The 20,282-nt window shown below is 63.2% G+C and carries 17 protein-coding genes and 1 other RNA gene; 17 read left to right on the top strand and 1 reads right to left on the bottom strand.

What is annotated here, in order from left to right; all coding sequences use genetic code 11:
• Nucleotides 1-120: 120 nt before the first annotated feature.
• Nucleotides 121-1,335 carry a pyrophosphate--fructose-6-phosphate 1-phosphotransferase gene (locus BHD07_RS18560; RefSeq protein ID WP_018095469.1) on the bottom strand — a complete coding sequence of 405 codons (1,215 nt, stop codon included), beginning with the start codon at nucleotides 1,333-1,335 and terminating at the stop codon, nucleotides 121-123.
• Nucleotides 1,336-1,678: 343 nt separating this feature from the next.
• Here BHD07_RS18560 and BHD07_RS18555 point away from each other — a divergent pair, with 343 nt between their 5' ends.
• The 17 genes from BHD07_RS18555 (at nucleotide 1,679) to murB (ending at nucleotide 20,279) form a co-directional block, all read left to right on the top strand.
• Nucleotides 1,679-2,386 carry a DnaJ family molecular chaperone gene (locus BHD07_RS18555; RefSeq protein ID WP_338282386.1) on the top strand — a complete coding sequence of 236 codons (708 nt, stop codon included), beginning with the start codon at nucleotides 1,679-1,681 and terminating at the stop codon, nucleotides 2,384-2,386.
• Nucleotides 2,383-3,147, top strand: coding sequence for an N-acetylmuramoyl-L-alanine amidase (locus BHD07_RS18550; protein ID WP_338282384.1), 765 nt, complete (start codon nucleotides 2,383-2,385; stop codon nucleotides 3,145-3,147). The genes BHD07_RS18555 and BHD07_RS18550 overlap by 4 nt, the downstream gene beginning before the upstream one ends.
• Before the next feature lie 226 nt (nucleotides 3,148-3,373).
• Complete coding sequence (locus BHD07_RS18545; protein WP_100671704.1) at nucleotides 3,374-3,913, top strand: lytic transglycosylase domain-containing protein; 540 nt, start codon at nucleotides 3,374-3,376, stop codon at nucleotides 3,911-3,913.
• A gap of 137 nt (nucleotides 3,914-4,050) precedes the next feature.
• Entirely contained in the window at nucleotides 4,051-5,238 is a 1,188-nt protein-coding gene (locus BHD07_RS18540) for an NAD(P)/FAD-dependent oxidoreductase (protein WP_338282381.1), read from the top strand.
• Between the two features lie 71 nt (nucleotides 5,239-5,309).
• An RNA gene (gene rnpB, locus BHD07_RS18535) (RNase P RNA component class A) lies at nucleotides 5,310-5,707 on the top strand.
• Between the two features lie 416 nt (nucleotides 5,708-6,123).
• Nucleotides 6,124-6,564 carry a division/cell wall cluster transcriptional repressor MraZ gene (gene mraZ, locus BHD07_RS18530; RefSeq protein WP_018095464.1) on the top strand — a complete coding sequence of 147 codons (441 nt, stop codon included), beginning with the start codon at nucleotides 6,124-6,126 and terminating at the stop codon, nucleotides 6,562-6,564.
• Between the two features lie 14 nt (nucleotides 6,565-6,578).
• The gene (gene rsmH / locus BHD07_RS18525; protein ID WP_100671701.1) at nucleotides 6,579-7,604 is read left to right on the top strand and encodes a 16S rRNA (cytosine(1402)-N(4))-methyltransferase RsmH; all 1,026 of its coding nucleotides are present in this window, start codon (nucleotides 6,579-6,581) and stop codon (nucleotides 7,602-7,604) included.
• A gap of 6 nt (nucleotides 7,605-7,610) precedes the next feature.
• Nucleotides 7,611-8,006: a cell division protein FtsL gene (gene ftsL, locus BHD07_RS18520; RefSeq protein WP_127712415.1), complete on the top strand. Its 396-nt coding sequence runs from the start codon at nucleotides 7,611-7,613 to the stop codon at nucleotides 8,004-8,006.
• The gene (locus tag BHD07_RS18515) at nucleotides 8,006-9,754 is read left to right on the top strand and encodes a peptidoglycan D,D-transpeptidase FtsI family protein (RefSeq protein ID WP_018095461.1); all 1,749 of its coding nucleotides are present in this window, start codon (nucleotides 8,006-8,008) and stop codon (nucleotides 9,752-9,754) included. The genes ftsL and BHD07_RS18515 overlap by 1 nt, the downstream gene beginning before the upstream one ends.
• 165 nt (nucleotides 9,755-9,919) lie before the next feature.
• A complete protein-coding gene (locus tag BHD07_RS18510; protein ID WP_338282378.1) occupies nucleotides 9,920-11,380 on the top strand; it encodes a UDP-N-acetylmuramoyl-L-alanyl-D-glutamate--2,6-diaminopimelate ligase in 1,461 nt (486 codons plus the stop codon).
• A 1-nt stretch (nucleotide 11,381) separates the two neighbouring features.
• The gene (locus tag BHD07_RS18505; RefSeq protein ID WP_338282376.1) at nucleotides 11,382-12,815 is read left to right on the top strand and encodes a UDP-N-acetylmuramoylalanyl-D-glutamyl-2,6-diaminopimelate--D-alanyl-D-alanine ligase; all 1,434 of its coding nucleotides are present in this window, start codon (nucleotides 11,382-11,384) and stop codon (nucleotides 12,813-12,815) included.
• Between the two features lie 242 nt (nucleotides 12,816-13,057).
• A complete protein-coding gene (gene mraY / locus BHD07_RS18500; RefSeq protein WP_018095458.1) occupies nucleotides 13,058-14,158 on the top strand; it encodes a phospho-N-acetylmuramoyl-pentapeptide-transferase in 1,101 nt (366 codons plus the stop codon).
• Between the two features lie 6 nt (nucleotides 14,159-14,164).
• A complete protein-coding gene (murD, locus tag BHD07_RS18495) occupies nucleotides 14,165-15,556 on the top strand; it encodes a UDP-N-acetylmuramoyl-L-alanine--D-glutamate ligase (protein ID WP_338282373.1) in 1,392 nt (463 codons plus the stop codon).
• A gap of 57 nt (nucleotides 15,557-15,613) precedes the next feature.
• Nucleotides 15,614-16,768, top strand: coding sequence for a putative lipid II flippase FtsW (gene ftsW / locus BHD07_RS18490; RefSeq protein WP_275597658.1), 1,155 nt, complete (start codon nucleotides 15,614-15,616; stop codon nucleotides 16,766-16,768).
• Between the two features lie 3 nt (nucleotides 16,769-16,771).
• Nucleotides 16,772-17,896 (top strand): undecaprenyldiphospho-muramoylpentapeptide beta-N-acetylglucosaminyltransferase, encoded by a 1,125-nt coding sequence (gene murG / locus BHD07_RS18485; RefSeq protein ID WP_338282369.1) that lies wholly within the window; start codon nucleotides 16,772-16,774, stop codon nucleotides 17,894-17,896.
• Entirely contained in the window at nucleotides 17,893-19,308 is a 1,416-nt protein-coding gene (gene murC / locus BHD07_RS18480; protein ID WP_018095454.1) for a UDP-N-acetylmuramate--L-alanine ligase, read from the top strand. Before murG ends, murC begins: the two co-directional genes overlap by 4 nt.
• Entirely contained in the window at nucleotides 19,305-20,279 is a 975-nt protein-coding gene (murB, locus tag BHD07_RS18475) for a UDP-N-acetylmuramate dehydrogenase (protein ID WP_018095453.1), read from the top strand. The genes murC and murB overlap by 4 nt, the downstream gene beginning before the upstream one ends.
• The last annotated feature ends 3 nt before the right edge of the window (nucleotides 20,280-20,282 follow it).

Genomic DNA, 20,282 nt, shown 5'->3' with positions numbered 1-20,282 from the left:
TGGCTGCTGAAGAGGAGGGAGCCATGCCGGCGGGCAGCCGTCAACTCCTCTCGAGCCGAAAGCCTCCGGTGAGAAGCGGTTCGCCGTTTCAGAAAACAGCGAACCGTTCCTCGTCCTTCATCAGTCGGCCACCTGCCATTTCTGACCGACGACATCCATGACCTCGCCGAACCATTTCGCGGACGTGTCGAAATGCTTTCCGCCCTTGATGCGCGGGAACTCGATCGTGCGCAGCCGCCCGCCCTGGTCCTCGTCGTGACCCGTCACGCCGGAGACCTTGTTGAGCGCGCTCTCGACCGCCAGATCGACCATGCTCTGGATGAGTCGCAGATCGTCGACATTGGCGGGGGCGGAGCGGGCATAGTAGCCGGACTTCTGCACCATGGACCGCTCGGCGCCGAGGAGCGCCGCGAACTGCTTGGAGAACCAGTTGCCGACGTTGATCGTATCGATCTTCACGTGGCCGAACGCGTCGCGCTTGACCGTCTCGCCGGCGGCCTCCCGTTCGGCGACAATGGCATCGAGGCAGGCGCCTTCGCTCACGAACAGCGTGACGAACCCGGCGCGATCCATGACTTCGCGCAGGCGCTCGGCTTCCGCTTCCAGATCGAACGCCATCTCGGGAAGGTAGAGGCCGTCGATGTTCTTCAGCTGTGCGTTCATCATGAAGCCGTCGACATATTCCTTGTTGCCGGCCAGCTGGATATAGGCGCGCGCGGTTGCCGCGGTCAGCCAGCCGCAGTGGCGGCCCATGACTTCATGGACGACGAGGGTGCGCGGCGCAGCGCTCTGTTCGTTGCTGACATGGTCGAAGAAGCGTGCGCCGTATTCGGCCGCCGTCCAGGCGCCGAGTGTCTGGCGGATGGGCACCACGTCGTTGTCGACCGTCTTCGGCAGCCCCACGACCGTCAGATCGTAGCCGTTGGCTCCGAGATAGGCTGCGAGATCGGCCGCCGTGGTGTTGGTATCGTCGCCGCCGATCGTGTGCAGGATGCTGATGCCGTCGGAGGCGAGCCTCTCGGCCGCAACGCGCAGCGGATTCTCCCCTTCCTTGACGAGGCCGCGCTTCACGCAGTCGGCCGTGTTCGTGAGTTTCACGCGGCTGTTGCCGATCGGCGATCCGCCGTGGCGGTGGAGCACATGCGCCTTCTCGCGCATGGCCGGCGTGATTTCGATCCGGTCGGCGAGAAGCAGGCCCTGATAGCCGGAACGGTAGGCCACGAGCTCATAGTCCGGCGCGATGTCCGTGTAGCGTTCGATCAGGCCGCCGACAGCGGATGAGAGGCAGGGCGCGAGCCCGCCTGCCGTCAACATTGCGACTTTCTTCTTGGCCATGGGGTCCTCCTGGGGATTTCGGCATCAAGCGATCGCTCGTGAGATCAACCGCATTCTAAATCCTTGCCTTAGATCAAAGATAGCGGTGGTCTAACCCAAATCCGATGGAAATTAAATGACAGGGTTGTGGATCACGAGAAAGGGGAACCGGCCGCGCGGTTGCAGCGTTGCGCCTGAAGGTCGCACGGCGCCGTCCAGGAATTCGATTGAGATTTGTGACGATATGAATTATTGAGGGGCCATCACAAATTCGTCATCCATGATGGTTGACGCGGCTCTGCCGCTTGCAAATCGCCACCGCATCAGATCATGCTCGCGTGGTGGACAGGGAACAATCGCACTCATGTCATTTTGGGACAGCCTCCTCAAAATCGTCACGACCACTGGTAACGCCCTTACGGGAGTGGTCGAGGCGGTCCGGACGCTCTTCGAAGGAGATCCGGAAACCCGGCGAAAGGTCGCCTTTTCGGTCGCCATGATCGCGCTTTCGGCGAAAATGGCGAAGGCCGACGGCATCGTGAACGAGGCCGAGGTGAGCGCCTTTCGCGACATCTTCAAGTTTCCCGCGGACCAGGCGAGGAACGTCGCCAGGCTTTACAATCTCGCCCGCCAGGACGTTGCCGGTTACGAGGCCTATGCGGAGAAAATGGCTTCGCTCTGCTCCTCTTGCGAAAGGAATTGCCCGATTCTCGAAGACATCGTCGACGGCCTGTTCCATATCGCGAAATCGGACGGGGCGGTGCACGAGAAGGAGCTTACGTTCCTGAGGCGTGTGGCTGAAATATTCAGGATGGACGACGATCATTTCGGGTGCATCATGGCGCGCCACGTTCATGGCGACGACCGCGATCCCTACCAGGTTCTCGGCGTTTCGCCGAAGGATGACTTTTCCGCGATTCGCAAGCGCTATCGCGTTCTCGTTTCCGAGAACCACCCGGACATGCTCGTGGCGCGCGGCGTGCCGGAAGAGTTCCACGCGATCGCCAACGATCGCATGGCCGTGCTCAACGCGGCCTACGAGGCGATCGAAAGAGAGCGCCGCGCCGCATGACATCCGAGACCTGCGACTTCCCCGGCGCTCATCTCGTGCCCTCGCCCAACCATGGTGAGCGCGCCGGCGGGCGCAGGCCGGATATGATCATCCTTCATTACACCGGCATGGAGACGGCGGCGTCCGCGCTCGACTGGCTCTGTCGCGAGGAAAGCCAGGTCTCCTGTCATTATTTCGTAGACGAGGAGGGGCGAATCGCCCAGCTGGTGCCGGAAGAACGCAGGGCCTGGCACGCGGGCAAGGGCGTCTGGAAGGGCGAAAAGGATATCAATTCGTGTTCCATCGGGATCGAGATTGCCAATGCCGGTCACCCGGGCGGCCTCCCGGACTTCCCTGAAGCGCAGATCGAGGCAGTCGCCGAATTGTGTCTGGACTGTGGCGAACGCTGGCAAATCACCCCGGAGAGGGTGCTTGCGCATAGCGATATCGCGCCGATTCGCAAGGTTGATCCTGGAGAAAATTTTCCTTGGGATGTGCTGTTTCGTCGCGGGGTCGGACACTGGGTTGAACCGGCCTCCGTGAGGGGCGGCCGCTTCTTCCAGCGCGGCGACCGGGGCCAGCCCGTGGAAGCGCTCCAGTCCATGCTTTTGCTTTATGGTTACGGAGTTGAAATCACAGGGGATTTCTGCGCGAAGACCGAAGGGGTGGTCGCTGCGTTCCAGCGCCATTTCCGACAATCGCGAGTGGACGGCATCGCCGACGTTTCCACCATCGATACGTTGCACCGCCTGCTTTCGACATTGCCGATTCCGGCCGCCTGAAAAGCGATTTTTGTCCGCCCTAAATTAGCGTCTGATTGATTTTCGTGCACGATTTTCTCGTGCTGCCACATGTTTACCATGATGCGCCGGTCATTTCCGTTGCATCAACTGCAGGGGATGTGGCGCCGGGCGCGGCACTCTTGTCAATGAAAACGATCGGGAAATTCGATCGTCGCGGTGGGGTGCGCCGCGCGATCGGTTCCCCAGACCGGAGACTTCAAACTAAATGAGAATAGCGTCTGTTGCTGCGGTGGCGGCATGCCTTGGCATGTTCTTCGCCGGGATTGGTACGTCGTATGCAGGGGGCATCGACAAAACCGTCAAGACTTCTGCAATTCCGTCGGTAAGCAGAACGACGGGTTATCCGAAACCCGACCTGACTTTGCCGCGCGGATCCCAATATACGATCCTCATCCAGTCCTATGCCAAGCAATACGGCATTCCCGCCGACCTCGCTCACGCGATCGTCGAGGTCGAGAGCAACTTCAATGCCAAGGCTCGCGGAAGCGCCGGCGAAGTCGGCCTGATGCAGATCAAGCCGGCCACGGCCCGGATGATGGGCTATACCGGCTCGATCAAAGACCTCTACGAGCCTGAGACCAATATCAAATTCGGGATGAAGTACCTGGCGAAGGCGCAGGAGCTTTCGGACGGGACGACCTGCGGCACCATCCTCAAATACAATGCCGGCCACGCCGCGAAGCGAATGAACCCCGTTTCGAAGCGCTATTGCGGTAAAGTCAAGAACATCCTGGACTGGTTGTGATCTATCGCATGTGACGCTGTAAGACATACGCCGGGTGGGTATTGCGTTCCGGCATATTGTTGATTGTCCGAAGGAATTCGGTGCGAAAGCCTGAACGGCGTGCTATCTCGGTCGCGAAGCGAATATCGGGGAAGGGCATGTCGGAGAGCGTTGATTTCGTTATCATTGGCAAGGGGATGATGGGCGCCGCAGCGGCGCGTCACCTTGCGAGGGCGGGCGCCGGCGTCGCGCTTATCGGCCCCGATGAGCCGGAGGACTGGGCGAACCACGGCGGCGTTTTCGCCAGTCATTACGACAATGCCCGCATCACCCGTACGATCGACGACGACCCGGTCTGGGCGCGTCTGGCCCGGCGCTCGATCGATCGGTATCCGGAAATTGCACAGGAAAGCGGCGTCGAATTCTATTTTCCCGTCGGCTGTCTGATCGCGGCCCCAGCTCCCGGCGGCGCGTTCGATTATCTCGAGAATGTCGAGCGTGCCCGCGACAGGCTCGGCGTCGAGGCACCGCTGATCCTTGGCGACGACCTTGCCGGGCGGTTTCCCTGGTTCCGCTTCCCGCAAGGCTATGCCGGAGTTCACGAGGCAAGCGGCGCAGGCTACATAAATCCACGCTCGCTCGTCCGGGCGCAAACGATCGCGGCCGAGAAATCGGGTGCACGGGTGATCCGCTCGGAGGTGATCTCGGTCGAAGACGGTCCGGATCACGTGGTGGTCGGCACGATCGACGGCCACCTGGTACGGGCCGGCCGCGCCCTGGTCGCCGCAGGCGGCTTCTCGCTTTCGCAGGCGCTTCTTCCGCGGCCGCTCGACCTTGCGGTAAAGGCGCGCACCGTGCTTTTTGCGGAGGTGGGCGCGGATGATCTTTCCTTCTATGAAGGCATGCCGTCGCTGATCGGCGTCGCGCCGGAGCAGGAGAGAAGCTATTACCTGTTGCCGCCGGTTGCCTATGCCGATGGCAAACACTACGTAAAGATCGGCGGCGATCCGACCGATAGGATCCTTGCGAGCGAGCGGGCGATCAGGGACTGGTTCCGAAGCGGTGCAAACGCGGAAGCGGCCGAACACATGCGCGGACTGCTCGCCGAGACGATCCCCGCCTTGAGACCCGTTTCGACGCATTATTCGCCCTGCGTCACGGCGTTCACGCGACACGGCTATCCTTATATCGGTTTCGTGAGCGACCGCATCGCCGTGCTCACAGGCGGCAACGGCCAGGCTGCCAAGAGCTCCGACGAGATCGGCAGGCTTGGCGCGGTGCTGGTGGCGGACGGCCGGCTCGAGGCGGACGGGTACGAAACGGACTTCGCGGTCGCGTATCGCTAAGTAACCGCCGGGCCGCGCGGCAGTGCCGATTTCTCTGGCGCTTGCCGTCCCGGTCGTTTAATGAGCCTCTGCCAGTTGGCCGGGCAGCCGCGCCTCGCAAGTGCCGAAAGGCCGCGGGGCGAGGAAAGTCCGGGCTCCACGGAAACACGGTGCCGGATAACGTCCGGCGGGGGCGACCCCAGGGAAAGTGCCACAGAAAGCAGACCGCTCCGCTTGCGGAGTAAGGGTGAAAGGGTGGGGTAAGAGCCCACCGCGGACATGGCGACATGGACGGCACGGCAAACCCCACCGGGAGCAAGACCGAATAGGGACGACACGGGCGCGCAAGCGCCCAGCCGGTTTCCAGGCGCGTCGTCCGGGTGGGTTGCACGAGGCTGCGCGCAAGCGCAGCCCCAGATGAATGGCTGCCACGTTTCGTCTCTCCGGAGGCGGAGCCATACAGAACCCGGCTTACAGGCCAACTGGCTTTTTTCTTTGCAGCTTTCGCCACTGCGGCAAAGCACGTCTCCTCAATTCCCTGACTCAGCGAATCACGCCTGCGAGGCTCGCCGCACCTCACGGACGTGGCTCGCTTTTGCGCGCGATTCCAAGGCATTAGGGTTTGGATCGTAACCCTTTGTTAAACTTAACAACCTATCAATATTTGATCATCCGCAAGGCTGGTTACGAGCTTCTCCCATTGACGCCCATATGGTCCCATGTTATCCCATAATGGTACTGCGCAAGGGCCGTGTAATGGCCCTCCATCGCGAAATTCGAGGCTTCCGTCGATGGGAAGATCAGGCGGGCACGCACGTGCCCGGCGGGGGATCCATGCGCGGTGGTGCGAGTGTATGTGCGGGCCGATGATCGTGGTCCGTCAATCGGAGGCGGCCGTTTCGCGTCATGAACCGCTTCTTGTCACATGTTACGAACCGGATCGATGCCAAGGGGCGGGTCTCCGTCCCGTCGGCCTTCCGCGCCGTGCTTTTGGAGGCAGGCGTGCGGGAGTTATACTGTTTTCAGGACTTCGTCTTTCCGGCGATCAGCGTCGGCGGGCCGGAGCTTCTGGACCGGTTCGAGAAGCAGATGGCCGCCGAGGATCCGTTTTCGGATGCGGCCAACGAGATGTCGCTCCTTGTTCATGGGGGCGGGGTCTATGTGAAGCTCGACCCGGAGGGCCGGCTGATGGTGACGGATTTCATCCGCGACTTCACCGGCATCTCGAACGACGTGACCTTCGTCGGGCGGGGCGATCATTTTCAGCTCTGGGATCCGCAGGCGTTTGCGAGGGCGCAGGCGGAGGCCAGAGAAGGGCGCAAGCAACGGGGGCTGCGTTCACAATAGAATGGAGAGGCGGGATGGTGACGGATCAAGGCGGCGGAACTTCTGATGCCGACGGCGGACCGGTTCGTCACATTCCCGTCCTCCTGAAGGAAGTTCTCGCGGCTCTGGATCCCGCTCCCGGCAAGATCGTTCTCGACGGCACTTTCGGCGCCGGCGGCTACGCCTCCGCCATTCTCGATGCCGGTGCCGACGTCATCGCGCTCGACCGCGATCCGACGGCGATCGCCGCGGGGCAATCCATGATGCACGCGAGCGGCGGGCGGCTGAAGCTCGTTCATTCCCGTTTTTCCGATCTGGCCGAGCATGCGCCGGCACAGGGGCTCGACGGCGTCGTGCTCGATATCGGCGTCTCTTCCATGCAGATCGACGAGGCGGAGCGTGGCTTCTCCTTTCAGAAGAAGGGGCCGCTCGACATGCGCATGTCGGCCGCCGGCGTCTCCGCCGCCGATGTCGTCAATCGAGCGAAGGTGTCGGACCTCATCCGCATCTTCGGCTTCCTCGGAGAGGAAAAGCAGGCGGGGCGGATTGCGCGTGCCATCGAAAAGCGCCGCGCCGAGACGCCGTTCGAGACCACCCGCGACCTCGCAAATCTCATCGAGACGGTTACGCCGCGCAAGGCCAAGGACAAAATTCACCCCGCAACGCGCGTTTTCCAGGCGCTGCGCATCTTCGTCAATGACGAGCTGGGCGAGCTCGCCCACGCCCTGTTTGCGGCCGAACGGGCTCTGAAACCTGGCGGCCGGCTCGTCGTCGTTACCTTTCATTCGCTCGAGGATCGAATTGTAAAAACGTTCTTCCAGGATCGGTCCGGCAAGGCGGGCGGCTCCCGCCATCTGCCGCTGGTGACGGCGCGCGCCGCAACCTTCACTCCAGTCGGCAAGCCTATGGTTGCGGCAAGCGAGGAGGAGGCGTCCCGCAATCCTCGTGCCCGGTCCGCGAAGCTGAGAGCGGGTGTCCGCACCGAGGCTCCGTCGCCGGGCGCCGATCTTTCGATTTTCAATCTGCCGGAACTGGCGAGCCTTGCAAGGCTGGGGGGCTAGAAGACGATGCTCAGAACGCTCGATATTGTCCTGATCGTCATCATGACGGCGGCCGCGACGGTCACCTACACGATCAAGCATAAGGCCGAGAACAAGCTCGAAGAGGTGCGCAGGCTCGACGCAGCGATAAAGCTCGAAGAGGACACGATCGATCTGCTCAAGGCCGACTGGGCGCTTCTGACCCAGCCGAACCGGCTGGAGAGGCTGGTGACCGTCTTTGCAGCCGATCTGCAACTCGCGCCGACCCCCTCGACGCAGCTGGCGCGGCCGGAGGAGCTGCCGATGCTGAGGGCTGATCTGCCTCCTTCGGAAGAGGATAAGAAGGCCAGGGACCAGGCGGCCGACAATATCGCCGCCGTCATCGAGGCCGACAATATCGCAACAGGTTCGGTGGCGCGCTGATGTCGTTTCTCTCTCGTATCATGGTGCTGAAGAGCAAGGCGCATTTTTCGGCGGGCGGCAATAACCGCCCCGCCGACAGCGGGCTCAACGTCACTTTCGAAGGAACGCGCAAGAAGAGCGCAAGCCGGGCGAAAAGCCGGGTCGCGATCATCATCGCCAGTTTCGGCCTCGTTTACGCGGCGATCGGAGGACGCCTCGTCCAATATGGTCTCGCGCAACCGGAAACGGTCTCCTCGATCGGCCGCGCCGATAGTCTCATGGCCTCGCGGCCGGACATTCTCGACCGCAACGGCGAGGTTCTCGCAACCGATATCCGTACCGTCTCGCTCTATGCGGAGCCGCACAAGATCGTCGATGCCGACGAGGCGGTGGAGCGATTGGCGACGGTGCTTCCCGATCTCAACGCGCGCGAAATCTACAACAAGCTCAAGTCGAATTCGCGCTTTCAATGGTTGCGCCGGCAACTGACGCCGAAGCAGCAGAGCGAAATCCTCGCGCTCGGCATTCCCGGCATCGGCTTCCGCCCGGAGAAACGGCGCTTCTATCCGGGAGGGCCGACTGCCGCCCACATCCTCGGTCACGTCAACATCGACAACCGCGGCGTCGCCGGTATGGAGCGTTACATAGACGAGCAGGGTCTCGCCGATCTTGCGGCGATCGGAATGACCAGCGATGCCAAGCTCGAACCGGTCAGGCTTTCGATCGACGTGCGCGTGCAGAACATCGTGCGCGACGTCATCGACGCAGGCATGAAGAACTACCAGGCGATTGCCGCCGGTGCCGTCGTCCTCGACGTCCATACCGGCGAAGTGCTGGCCATGGCTTCCGTGCCGGATTACGACCCGAACAGGCCCGCGGAAGGCGCCGAAGAGGGCTGGATGAACCGCATGTCGAACGGCACGTTCGAGATGGGCTCCACCTTCAAGACCTTCACCATCGCCATGGGTCTCGATTCCGGCAAGGTGACGCTCAACGACAGTTTCGATGCGACCGCGCCGATCCGCATCGGCGGATTCACGATCAAGGACTTCCACGGCAAGCGCCGCGTACTGACGGTGCCGGAAATCTTCCAGTATTCCTCGAATATCGGCACCGCCAAGATCGCCGACCTGATCGGCATTCCGGGCCACAAGGAGTTCCTCACCCGGATAGGCCTGCTGACGAGGCTTCCGACCGAACTGCCGGAAGTAAAGGCGCCAAGCCAGCCGCGCGAGTGGAAGAAGATCAACTCGATCACGATCTCCTTCGGCCACGGCGTTTCGACGACGCCGCTGCAGACGGCGGTCGCAGGTGCCGCGCTGGTCAATGGCGGCAAACTCATCCCGCCGACCTTCCTGCCGCGCAGCGAGGAAAAAGCGAGCGAACTTGCGAGCGCAGTGGTCAAGAAGAGCACCAGTGAAGACATGCGCTATCTGCTTCGCTGGAACGGCATCGCGGGTTCGGGCAAGCGGGCGCTCGTTCCGGGTTTCAATGTCGGCGGCAAGACCGGCACGGCCGACAAGGTCGTCAACGGCCGCTATGCCAGCGACCTGAACTTCAATGCCTTCCTTGCGGCGTTTCCGATCGACGATCCCAAATACATGGTGCTGACCTTCATCGACGCGCCCAAGACCGGCGAAGGCGGGGGCCGCACGGCCGGTTCGAATGCCGCCCCGATGGTGCGCGACATCATCAGCCGCTCCGCTCCGCTGCTCGGCGTGGAGCCGAAATTCGGACAAGACGGTTCTGCCTTGCTTGTGTCTTATTGACCGTGAAATGAAAGGCGGAGGATTCGCGATTCCGCTGCATGGCTCCGTGAACCGGAGTCGATTCAAGGACCATACCATGCTGCATTCAAAGTGTTACGGCGACCTTTGCGCGTCTGAAAAGACGCACGGCGCTGTTGGTTCATATCGATGTGAGACGTGCAGTTCATGAAGATCACGGATCTGGCGGGATCGAATTTCCCGGAACTTTCGGCGCAGCTCAAGGGCGACGCCGCAACCATCGAGATCGGCGGCATCACGGCCGACAGCCGGCAGGTCAAGCCCGGCGATCTCTTCGTCGCCGTTGCCGGATCGAAGGCTGACGGGGCTGCTTACATAGCGGATGCGCTGTCTCGCGGAGCCTCGGCGGTCGTTGCCGGAAAAGGCGCCCAGGCGGAAGCGGGTGCGCCCGTCTTTGCGATCTCGGAACCGCGAAGGTTCCTGGCAAAGGCGGCATCCAGCTTCTACGAGCGCCAGCCGGAGACGATGGTGGCGGTCACGGGCACGGCGGGAAAGACGTCCGTTGCCTCCTTCACCCGGCAGATCTGGGCGCATAGCGGCTTCTCGGCGGCGATGATCGGCACCACGGGAGTGGTGGCGCCCGGCCGCACCGAATACGGCTCGCTGACGACCCCCGACCCGGTATCCCTGCATAAGCTGCTTGCCGAACTTGCCGATGAGGGCGTGACCCATGCGGCAATGGAGGCTTCGAGCCACGGCCTGGACCAGTGCCGGCTGGACGGGGTCAACCTCGCGGCCGCCGCCTTTACCAATCTCGGCCGCGATCACATGGATTACCATCCGACGGTCGAACACTACATGGCCTCCAAGATGCGCCTCTTCGGGGCGCTCCTGCCGAAAGGTTCGCCGGCGGTGATCTTCGCGGACGACCAATGGTCCGCCGAGGCGATCGCTGCCGCTCGCAAGGCCGGCCACGATGTGCGCACCGTCGGGCGCAATGGCGATTTCATCGCGCTGAAGCGCGTCGAGCATTTCCGCCACAAGCAGTCGGCGGAGGTGCATGTCGGCGACGACATCTACGAAATTCACGTGCCGCTTGCCGGTGATTTCCAGATCGCCAACGCGCTCGTTGCCGCGGGGCTCGCAATGTCCACCGGGATCACCGCAAAGGCGGCATTCTCGGCGCTGGAGAGGCTGCAGGGCGCTTCGGGGCGGCTGGAGCTCGTCGGACAGACGAAAGACGGCGCACTCGCCTATGTGGACTACGCCCACAAGCCGGACGCACTCGCAAACGTACTGGAGTCCGTGCGTCCCTTTACCACCGGCCGGGTCGTGGTGGTTTTCGGATGCGGCGGCGACCGGGACAAGGGCAAGCGCCCGATCATGGGAGAGATTGCCAGCCGCCTCGCCGATGTCGTGATCGTCACCGACGACAATCCGCGCTCGGAAGTACCGGAAGTGATCCGTGCCGAGATCATGGCTGCGGCCAAGGGGGCTACGGAAATCGGCGATCGCGCCGAGGCGATCCGTGCGGCCGTCGGAATGCTGAAGACCGGCGATACGCTGATCGTTGCCGGAAAAGGGCATGAAGAGGGGCAGACGGTCGGTTCGGTGACGCTGCCTTTTTCCGACCACGCGGAGGTCCGCAAGGCACTGGGAGGTCTTTGATTTGAACTGGCTCTGGACAAGCAGCGATCTTCTGGCCGCCATGAACGGCCGCCCGGTCGGGAACCTGCCCGAAGGGATCACCGGCATTTCGATCGACAGCCGCACGATCGGCGATGGCGAGGCCTTTTTCGCGATCAGAGGCGATCGCGTCGACGGCCACGACTATGCCGGGATCGCGCTTGCAAACGGAGCCGCGCTCCTGGTCGTCAGCGAAGCGAAACTCCCGGCGCTGGGGCGCCTGACCGCCCCGATGATCGTCGTTGACGACGTGCTGGAGGCGATGATCCGGCTCGGTTGCGCCGCCCGCGACCGCAGCGCGGCGAAAATCATCGCCGTCACGGGATCGGTGGGCAAGACCACCACGAAGGAGATGCTGAGGCACGTGCTGTCGCCCCTCGGTCGGGTCCACGCCTCCGTGGCGTCCTTCAACAATCACTGGGGCGTGCCGCTGACGCTTGCGCGCATGCCGGAGACGACCGATTTCGGGGTCTTCGAGATCGGAATGAACCATGCGGGCGAAATTCTGCCGCTGACACGGATGGTCCGCCCGCATGTCGCGGTCGTGACCAGCATTGCCGCCGCCCATCTGGGCAATTTCACGAGCCTGGACGAGATTGCGGCCGCCAAGGCCGAGATCTTCGAAGGCGTGGTCAATGGCGGCCATGCGGTCATCAATCGCGACAGCGCGCAATACGAGCTCCTCGAAAGGGCGGCTGCGGCGGCGGGGGTCAGCCATGTCCATTCCTTCGGCGCAAATCCGAGATCGGAGTTCCGTCTGGCCGAGTTTGCCGGGGGAGCGGAAAGCTCGGTGCTCTGGGCCGCCGTCGGAGGCAGAACGCTTGAGGTAGCGATCGGGGCACCCGGGCGCCATATTGCCGAGAACGCCTTGGCGGCGATCGCCGCGGCGACGCTGGCAGGCGCGGATACCGATCGCGTCGCCGCGTCGTTTGCGACGATGCAGCCGGAAAAGGGCCGGGGGCTGCGGCATCACCTCAGGATCGGCACCGGGCACCTCACCGTGATCGACGAAAGCTACAACGCCAATCCCGCCTCGATGCGGGCGGCGATCTCGCTTCTGCGCGATGCAGAGCCGTTACCCGGCGGGCGACGCATTGCCGTTCTCGGCGACATGCTGGAAATGGGCGAGCATTCGGCGGCGGTTCATGCGGCGCTTGCGAGACCCATTGTCGAGGCGGGTATTGCCGATGTCTGGCTGGCCGGACCAGAGATGGCCCATCTGCGCGACGCCCTGCCGCCGGAGGTATCCGTCGTCCATCGGGACCGGGTGGATGATCTCACGGGCTACGCGCTCGGAGCTGTCGCGGCCGGCGACGTCGTGATGGTCAAGTCTTCGAAGGGCACCGGTTGCGCAAAGATCGTCCAGGCGCTTCTCGATGCCTATCCGCAGGAGACGGCCGGAGCAGGGGAAGTATAGGGACGTTGCCATCGCTGCATGTTTCCTCGAACCCGGAACCGGTCTGCGGAAGAACATGCGGCTACTGAAAGCGCTGCGGCGGCTCTTGTACGCCCGAAAGGGTGCGCGGCGCCGCAGTGCTGGTGGATACGGCCTTCGGCCAGGGGAAATGGCCTAACATAGTCGAACGCAAGCGGGTATCTTCTGGCAGATGATTCTGTTGGACGATGTCCGATTATAAACTTCTGGGGGAAAGGTCCCTTATGCTGATCTGGCTTGTGGAACTGGCGGACCACTTTCAATTCTTCAATCTCTTTCGCTACATCACCTTCCGTACGGGGGCGGCTCTCTTCACCTCTGCCTTGATCGTGTTCCTGTTCGGCCCCGCCATGATCGCATCGTTGCGCATCCGCCAGGGCAAGGGCCAGCCGATCCGTGCGGACGGCCCCCAGACGCACTTCAAGAAGGCAGGGACCCCGACCATGGGCGGGTTGATGATCCTGACCGGCATCGTGGTGTCGTCGCTGCTCTGGGCCGATCTATCCAGCATCTACGTCGTATCGACGCTTCTGGTGACGCTCGGGTTCGGCGCGATAGGCTTCTACGACGACTATCTGAAGGTGACGAAGCAGTCGGAAAAGGGCTTCTCCGGCAAGGCACGGCTCGGCATCGAGTTCGTGATCGCCGCCGTTGCCGTCTTCTTCATGATGCAGGCGGCGCTTTCCGCGGGGGCGGCGGGTTCCACCTTCGGCTCGTCGGTGACCTTTCCCTTCTTCAAGGACCTGATGCTCAATCTCGGATATTTCTTCGTGCTGTTCGGCGGGTTCGTCATCGTCGGCGCCGGAAATTCCGTAAACCTGACCGACGGTCTCGACGGGCTCGCGATCGTTCCCGTCATGATCGCGTCGGCCGCATTCGGGCTGATCGCCTATCTTGCCGGTAACGCCGTCTTCGCCAATTACCTGCAGATCCATTTCGTGCCCGGCACCGGCGAACTCGCGGTGATCCTCGGCGCCGTGATCGGCGCGGGGCTCGGCTTCCTGTGGTTCAACGCACCGCCTGCTGCGATTTTCATGGGCGATACGGGTTCGCTTGCGCTCGGCGGCCTGATCGGCACCGTGGCCGTCGCGACCAAGCACGAGATCGTCATGGTCATCATCGGCGGGCTCTTCGTCATCGAGACGCTGTCGGTCATCATCCAGGTCTTCTGGTTCAAGCGCACCGGGCATCGCGTATTCCTGATGGCGCCGATCCACCATCACTTCGAGAAGAAAGGCTGGACGGAAAGCCAGGTGGTGATCCGTTTCTGGATCATCGCAGTGATCCTCGCAATGGTCGGCCTCTCCACGCTGAAGCTGCGGTGAGCCACGATGATCCCGGTCACCTCATTCAAGGGCAGGAAGGTCGCACTCTTCGGGCTTGGCGGCTCGGGGCTCGCGACGGCTCAGGCACTCGTTTCGGGCGGCGCCGATGTCGTGGCGTGGGACGACAATCCTGACAGCGTCGCCAAGGCCGCCGCAGCCGGGATAAGCACGGCTGACTTGCGCGGCGTCGAGTGGCATGCCTTTGCCGCCCTAGTGCTTTCGCCCGGCGTGCCGCTGACGCATCCGAAGCCGCACTGGAGCGTCGATCTCGCGCATCAGGCCGGCGTCGAGATCATCGGCGACGTGGAGCTCTTCGTGCGTGAGCGACGCAAACACGCGCCCGACTGCCCCTTCATCGCCATCACCGGCACCAACGGTAAATCCACGACGACGGCGCTGATCGCCCATATTCTCAGGACGAGCGGGCGGGACACGCAGCTCGGCGGCAATATCGGCACCGCAGTGCTCACGCTGGATCCGCCGAAAGCAGGGCGCTTCTATGTCGTCGAATGCTCATCCTACCAGATCGACCTTGCGCCCACGCTCGACCCGACCGCCGGGATACTGCTCAACCTGACGCCGGATCACCTGGATCGCCACGGCACGATGCAGCACTATGCGGATATCAAGGAGCGTCTGGTGGCGGGGAGCGGAACGGCGGTCGTCGGCGTCGACGACAGCCTCTCGAGCCTGATCGCGGATCGGGTGGAGCGGGCAGGAACAAAGGTCGTGCGCATATCGCGCCGCCATCCGCTTGCCGAGGGCGTATATGCCGAAGGCTCGGCGCTGATGCGGGCGCAGGACGGGGCATCGTCGCTCTTTACCGATCTTGCCGGCATCCAGACGCTGCGCGGAGGGCACAATGCCCAGAATGCCGCGGCTGCGATCGCCGCCTGCCTGGCGGTCGGCATCTCCGGGAAGGAAATCGTGAACGGCCTCAGGAGCTTTCCGGGCCTCAAGCACCGGATGCAGCCGGTTGCGAAAAAGGGCGAGATCGTCTTCGTCAACGACAGCAAGGCGACCAATGCAGAGGCTGCAGCCCCGGCGCTTTCGAGTTACGACCGAATCTACTGGATCGCCGGCGGTCTGCCGAAGGAGGGCGGCATCACGTCACTAGCGCCGTTCTTCCCGAAGATCGTAAAGGCCTATCTGATCGGAGAAGCGGCACCCTCCTTCGCGGCGACCCTCGGCGAAGCAGTGCCCTACGAAATCTCGGGGACGCTGGAGAAGGCGGTTGCGCACGCGGCAGCGGATGCGGCGCGGGACATGCAAGGCCCTGCGGCCGTGATGCTTTCCCCGGCTTGCGCAAGCTTCGACCAGTACAAGAATTTCGAGGTGCGCGGAGATGCCTTCGTCGGCCATGTGGCGGCGCTCGAGGGCGTGAGCATGCTGATTTGACGGCTTCGGCCGGTAGTGGATGTTGGCGCGGTACGCGCCCGGAAAGGGGACAGACTGATGGTAAGCCGAGCCGAACGTGGCCCCGTGGCCGACTGGTTCTGGACGATCGACAGATTTTTTCTCGCCGCCTTCATCCTGCTGATGGGCGTGGGCTTCATGCTCTCCTTCGCCGCAAGCCCCCCGGTCGCCGAACGGCTCGGCCTCGACAGCTTCCACTTCGTCAAGCGCCATGCGCTCTTCCTCCTGCCGTCGCTGGTGGTGATGGTCGGCATCTCCTTTCTCTCGCCGCGACAGGTGCGGCGCACGGCAATCATCCTGCTCGTGATCTCCACGGCGATGATGGTGCTGGCTCTGTTCTTCGGCCAGGAGGTCAAGGGCTCCCGGCGGTGGCTGGCGCTCGCCGGCATTTCGATACAGCCCTCGGAATTCATGAAGCCCGCCTTTGTCGTAGTCTGCGCCTGGCTTTTCGCCGAACATGCGCGGCAGCCGGAAATTCCCGGTAATCTGCTGTCGATCCTCCTCTTCGGTATCGTCGGGGCGCTCCTCGTTGCCCAGCCCGACCTCGGCCAGACCATCCTCACTGCGGCGGTCTGGGGCGGCATGTTCTTCATGGCCGGCATGCCATGGCTCTGGATCATCGTGCTCGCGTCGGTGGCGATAGGCGGATTTTTCGCCGCCTATTCCATCCTGCCCCACGTCGCCGGCCGCATCGACCGGTTCCTGACCGGCGAAGGCGATACGTTCCAGGTGGATACGGCCCGCGAGGCGATCATTCGCGGCGACTGGTTCGGCCGCGGCCCCGGTGAGGGCGTGGTGAAGCGCATCATTCCGGACAGCCATACGGACTTCATCTTCTCCGTCGCTGCGGAGGAGTTCGGCATCGTCTTCTGCATGGTCATCGTCATGATCTTCGCCTTCGTGGTCATGCGCGGCCTCAATCATGCCTTCCGCGAGCGCAACGATTTCAACCGGTTCGCGGTTGCCGGGCTGGTTCTGCAAATCGGCATCCAATCGATGATCAATATCGGCGTGAATCTCGAGCTGCTTCCGGCCAAGGGCATGACGCTCCCGCTGATTTCCTATGGCGGGTCGTCGATGGTGGCGATCTGCGTGACGGCGGGGTTCATTCTGGCACTGACGCGTCATCGGCCGGAGAAACGTGCCGTCGAGCGCAGCCTCTTTCGATCGGGCGTCGGAGTGCCGGCGGAGTGAGACATGGATAAAGGCATCATTCTTCTTGCCGCCGGCGGGACCGGCGGGCACCTCTTTCCAGCCGAGGCGCTGGCGCATGAGCTGAAAGCAACAGGCTATTCCGTGCATCTGGTGACGGACAGCCGTGCCGAACGCTTCACGGGGAAGTTTCCGGCCGACGAGATTCATGTCGTGCCGTCGGCGACGATCGGTTCGAAGAACCCGATGAAACTCGCCCGGTCGGTATGGAAGCTCTGGACGGGGCTGAGGGCGGCCCGGCGACTGATTGCCAGGCTTAGGCCCAGGGCCGTCGTCGGCTTCGGCGGCTACCCGACGGTGCCGCCGCTGCTTGCGGCCACGGGCATGGGCATCCCGTCGATCATCCACGAACAGAACGCGGTGATGGGCCGCGCCAACAAAATGCTCGCATCGCGGGTCAAGGCCGTCGCCGGCGGCTTTCTCCCGGAAGGCGCCGGAGCCTTCGCGGCGAAGACCGTGGCGACCGGAAACCCTGTGCGTCCGGCGGTGCTGAAGGCTGCCGGGCTTCCTTATGCGCCGGCTGCCGGCGATGCGCCCTTTCATCTCGTGGTCTTCGGCGGCAGCCAGGGCGCGCAATTCTTCTCGAAAACGGTGCCGCAGGCGGTCTGCCGGCTCGACGACGCACTGCGCCAGCGGCTGAAGGTGACGCAGCAGGCCCGGCCCGAGGACCGCGAAGGCGTCATCGCGGTCTACGAGAAGCTCGGCGTTCCCGCTGAGGTATCTCCCTTCTTCAACGACATGGCCGGTCGGATCGCTTCGGCGCAGCTCGTTATCTGCCGCTCGGGCGCTTCCACCGTTTCGGAAATCTCGGTCATCGGACGCCCGGCGATCCTGGTGCCGTATCCCTACGCTCTCGACCACGACCAGGCAGCCAATGCCGCGGCACTCGCCGCGAAAGGGGGCGCGCGCGTGATCGCGCAGGTGGAGCTCAGCGCCGAGCGGCTCGCCGGCATCCTTGCGGATGCGATGAGCAACCCGGATGCGCTGGCGCAGATGGCGGCCGGCGCCCGCCAGACCGGCAAGCCGGATGCCGCGCGCTTGCTTGCCTTGCTGGTAGAGGCTATTGCCAGCGGCTCGACAGTCGCGAAGTTCAAGGAAACACGCTCATGAAGATGCCGAAGACGATCGGGCTCGTACATTTCATTGGTATCGGCGGCATCGGCATGAGCGGTATTGCCGAGGTCCTGCACAATCTCGGCCATCGCGTCCAGGGTTCCGACCAGGCCGACAGCGCCAATGTGCAGCGTCTGCGGGAAAAGGGCATCAGCGTCTCCATCGGGCACAAAGCGGAGAATCTCGGCGATGCCGAGGTGGTCGTCGTCTCGACGGCGATCAAGAAGGACAACCCCGAGCTCATCGCTGCGCGCGAGAAATTCCTGCCGGTCGTGCGGCGGGCCGAGATGCTTGCCGAGCTGATGCGCTTCCGCAATGCGATTGCGATCGGCGGGACCCATGGCAAGACGACGACGACCTCGATGGTCGCCGCCCTGCTCGATGCGGGCGGCCTCGATCCGACCGTGATCAACGGCGGCATCATCAACGCCTACGGCACCAATGCGCGCATGGGCGCCGGCGAATGGATGGTGGTCGAAGCAGACGAATCCGACGGCACGTTCCTGAAGCTGCCGGCCGACATCGCGGTCGTCACCAATATCGATCCCGAACATCTCGACCACTACGGCAATTTCGACGCCGTGCGCGCGGCATTCCGGCAGTTCGTCGAGAACGTGCCCTTTTACGGTTTTGGTGTGCTGTGTCTCGACCATCCAGAGGTCCAGTCCATGGTCGGCAAGATCGAGGACCGGAAGGTCGTCACCTACGGCGAGAACCCCCAGGCCGACGTGCGCTTCCACAATATCCGCATGGACGGTGCGACTTCCATCTTCGATATCGAGATCCGCCGCCGCCGCACGGGCCAGGTGATCGCGATCAAGGACCTCAGGCTGCCGATGCCCGGACGCCATAATGTCTCCAACGCCACGGCTGCCGTGGCGGTCGCACAGCGGCTCGGCATCAAGCCCGAGGACATTGCGAGAGGTCTTGCCACCTTCGGCGGCGTGAAACGCCGCTTTACTCTGACGGGTGAGTGGAACGGCGCGCGCATCTTCGACGATTACGGCCACCATCCCGTCGAGATCAGGGCGGTCCTGAGGGCGGCGCGCGAGGCGTGCCAGGGGCGCATCGTCGCGGTCCACCAGCCGCATCGCTACTCGCGCCTGTCGAGCCTCTTCGAAGACTTCACATCCTGCTTCAACGACGCCGATACGATCCTGCTCGCTCCGGTCTATGCGGCCGGCGAGGAAGCCATAGAGGGCGTCAGTTCGGAAGCGCTTGTCGACCGCATCAAGGCTGCCGGCCATCGCGATGCCCGCCACATCCCCGGACAGGAGGCACTGGCGCCTGTTATCGCGAAGATTGCACAGCCGGGCGATTTTGTGGTTCTCTTGGGAGCTGGCAGCATTACCTATTGGGCCGCGGCCTTGCCCAAGCAGCTCGCGGAAATTTCAGGAAATCGAGCATGAAACAGGTCAACGGTCAGAAACTTCTCGATTCGCTCGGAAACGGCGTCGCTGCAATCCGCGGACGTCTCACGCCCGATGCGCCGATGGACCGCGTTACCTGGTTTCGGGCGGGCGGTCTCGCCGAGCTCATGTTCCAGCCGCACGACACCGACGACCTCGTCGCCTTCCTGAAGCTGGTGCCCGAAGAGGTGCCGGTAATGGTCGTCGGTGTGGGCTCCAACCTGCTCGTGCGCGACGGCGGTATTCCGGGGGTCGTCATCCGGCTTTCGGCGAAGGGCTTCGGCGATCTCGAACTCGCCGGTGAAAACCGCATCAAGGCGGGCGCAATCTGCCCGGACAAGAACATCGCCGCCATGGCACTCGACCATGGTATCGGCGGCTTCTACTTCTATTACGGCATTCCCGGTTCGATCGGCGGGGCACTCCGCATGAACGCCGGCGCCAATAGCGGCGAAACCAGCGAACGCGTCGTCGAGGTCCATGCCGTCGACCGCAAGGGCAACAGGCATGTCCTGAGCAAAGCGGAGATGGGCTACGGCTACCGCCATTCCGGCGCGGCCAAGGAGCTGATCTTCACGCATGCGATCTTCGAGGGCTATGCGGAAGACAAGACCAAGATCCGCACCGACATGGACGCCGTGCGCCAGCATCGCGAAACGGTGCAGCCGATCCGCGAGAAGACCGGCGGATCCACGTTCAAGAACCCGGACGGCCACTCGGCCTGGAAGCTGATCGACGAGGCCGGCTGCCGCGGGATGATGATCGGCAATGCCCAGATGTCGCCGCTTCACTGCAATTTCATGATCAATACCGGACAGGCGACCGGCTATGAGCTCGAATATCTCGGCGAGACCGTGCGCCAGCGGGTGATGGAGCATTCCGGCGTCAAGCTGGAATGGGAAATCAAGCGGGTCGGCAATTTCATGCCGGGCTATGAAATCAGGGAATTCCTCGGCCGCGCCACGGCCTGATCC

This window comes from Sinorhizobium sp. KGO-5, from assembly GCF_036245905.1.
GTDB classification, from domain to species: Bacteria; Pseudomonadota; Alphaproteobacteria; order Rhizobiales; family Rhizobiaceae; genus Sinorhizobium; species Sinorhizobium meliloti_A.
This window is presented reverse-complemented; position numbering and strand designations above follow the sequence as displayed.

Excerpts from the sequence above, each read along its gene's own strand:
- BHD07_RS18560 (WP_018095469.1), bottom strand. The coding sequence starts at position 1,335 with ATGGCCAAGAAGAAAGTCGCAATGTTGACGGCAGGCGGGCTCGCGCCC.
- BHD07_RS18555 (WP_338282386.1), top strand. The coding sequence starts at position 1,679 with ATGTCATTTTGGGACAGCCTCCTCAAAATCGTCACGACCACTGGTAAC.
- BHD07_RS18550 (WP_338282384.1), top strand. The coding sequence starts at position 2,383 with ATGACATCCGAGACCTGCGACTTCCCCGGCGCTCATCTCGTGCCCTCG.
- BHD07_RS18545 (WP_100671704.1), top strand. The coding sequence starts at position 3,374 with ATGAGAATAGCGTCTGTTGCTGCGGTGGCGGCATGCCTTGGCATGTTC.
- BHD07_RS18540 (WP_338282381.1), top strand. The coding sequence starts at position 4,051 with ATGTCGGAGAGCGTTGATTTCGTTATCATTGGCAAGGGGATGATGGGC.
- mraZ (WP_018095464.1), top strand. The coding sequence starts at position 6,124 with ATGAACCGCTTCTTGTCACATGTTACGAACCGGATCGATGCCAAGGGG.
- rsmH (WP_100671701.1), top strand. The coding sequence starts at position 6,579 with ATGGTGACGGATCAAGGCGGCGGAACTTCTGATGCCGACGGCGGACCG.
- ftsL (WP_127712415.1), top strand. The coding sequence starts at position 7,611 with ATGCTCAGAACGCTCGATATTGTCCTGATCGTCATCATGACGGCGGCC.
- BHD07_RS18515 (WP_018095461.1), top strand. The coding sequence starts at position 8,006 with ATGTCGTTTCTCTCTCGTATCATGGTGCTGAAGAGCAAGGCGCATTTT.
- BHD07_RS18510 (WP_338282378.1), top strand. The coding sequence starts at position 9,920 with ATGAAGATCACGGATCTGGCGGGATCGAATTTCCCGGAACTTTCGGCG.
- mraY (WP_018095458.1), top strand. The coding sequence starts at position 13,058 with ATGCTGATCTGGCTTGTGGAACTGGCGGACCACTTTCAATTCTTCAAT.
- murD (WP_338282373.1), top strand. The coding sequence starts at position 14,165 with ATGATCCCGGTCACCTCATTCAAGGGCAGGAAGGTCGCACTCTTCGGG.
- ftsW (WP_275597658.1), top strand. The coding sequence starts at position 15,614 with ATGGTAAGCCGAGCCGAACGTGGCCCCGTGGCCGACTGGTTCTGGACG.
- murG (WP_338282369.1), top strand. The coding sequence starts at position 16,772 with ATGGATAAAGGCATCATTCTTCTTGCCGCCGGCGGGACCGGCGGGCAC.
- murC (WP_018095454.1), top strand. The coding sequence starts at position 17,893 with ATGAAGATGCCGAAGACGATCGGGCTCGTACATTTCATTGGTATCGGC.
- murB (WP_018095453.1), top strand. The coding sequence starts at position 19,305 with ATGAAACAGGTCAACGGTCAGAAACTTCTCGATTCGCTCGGAAACGGC.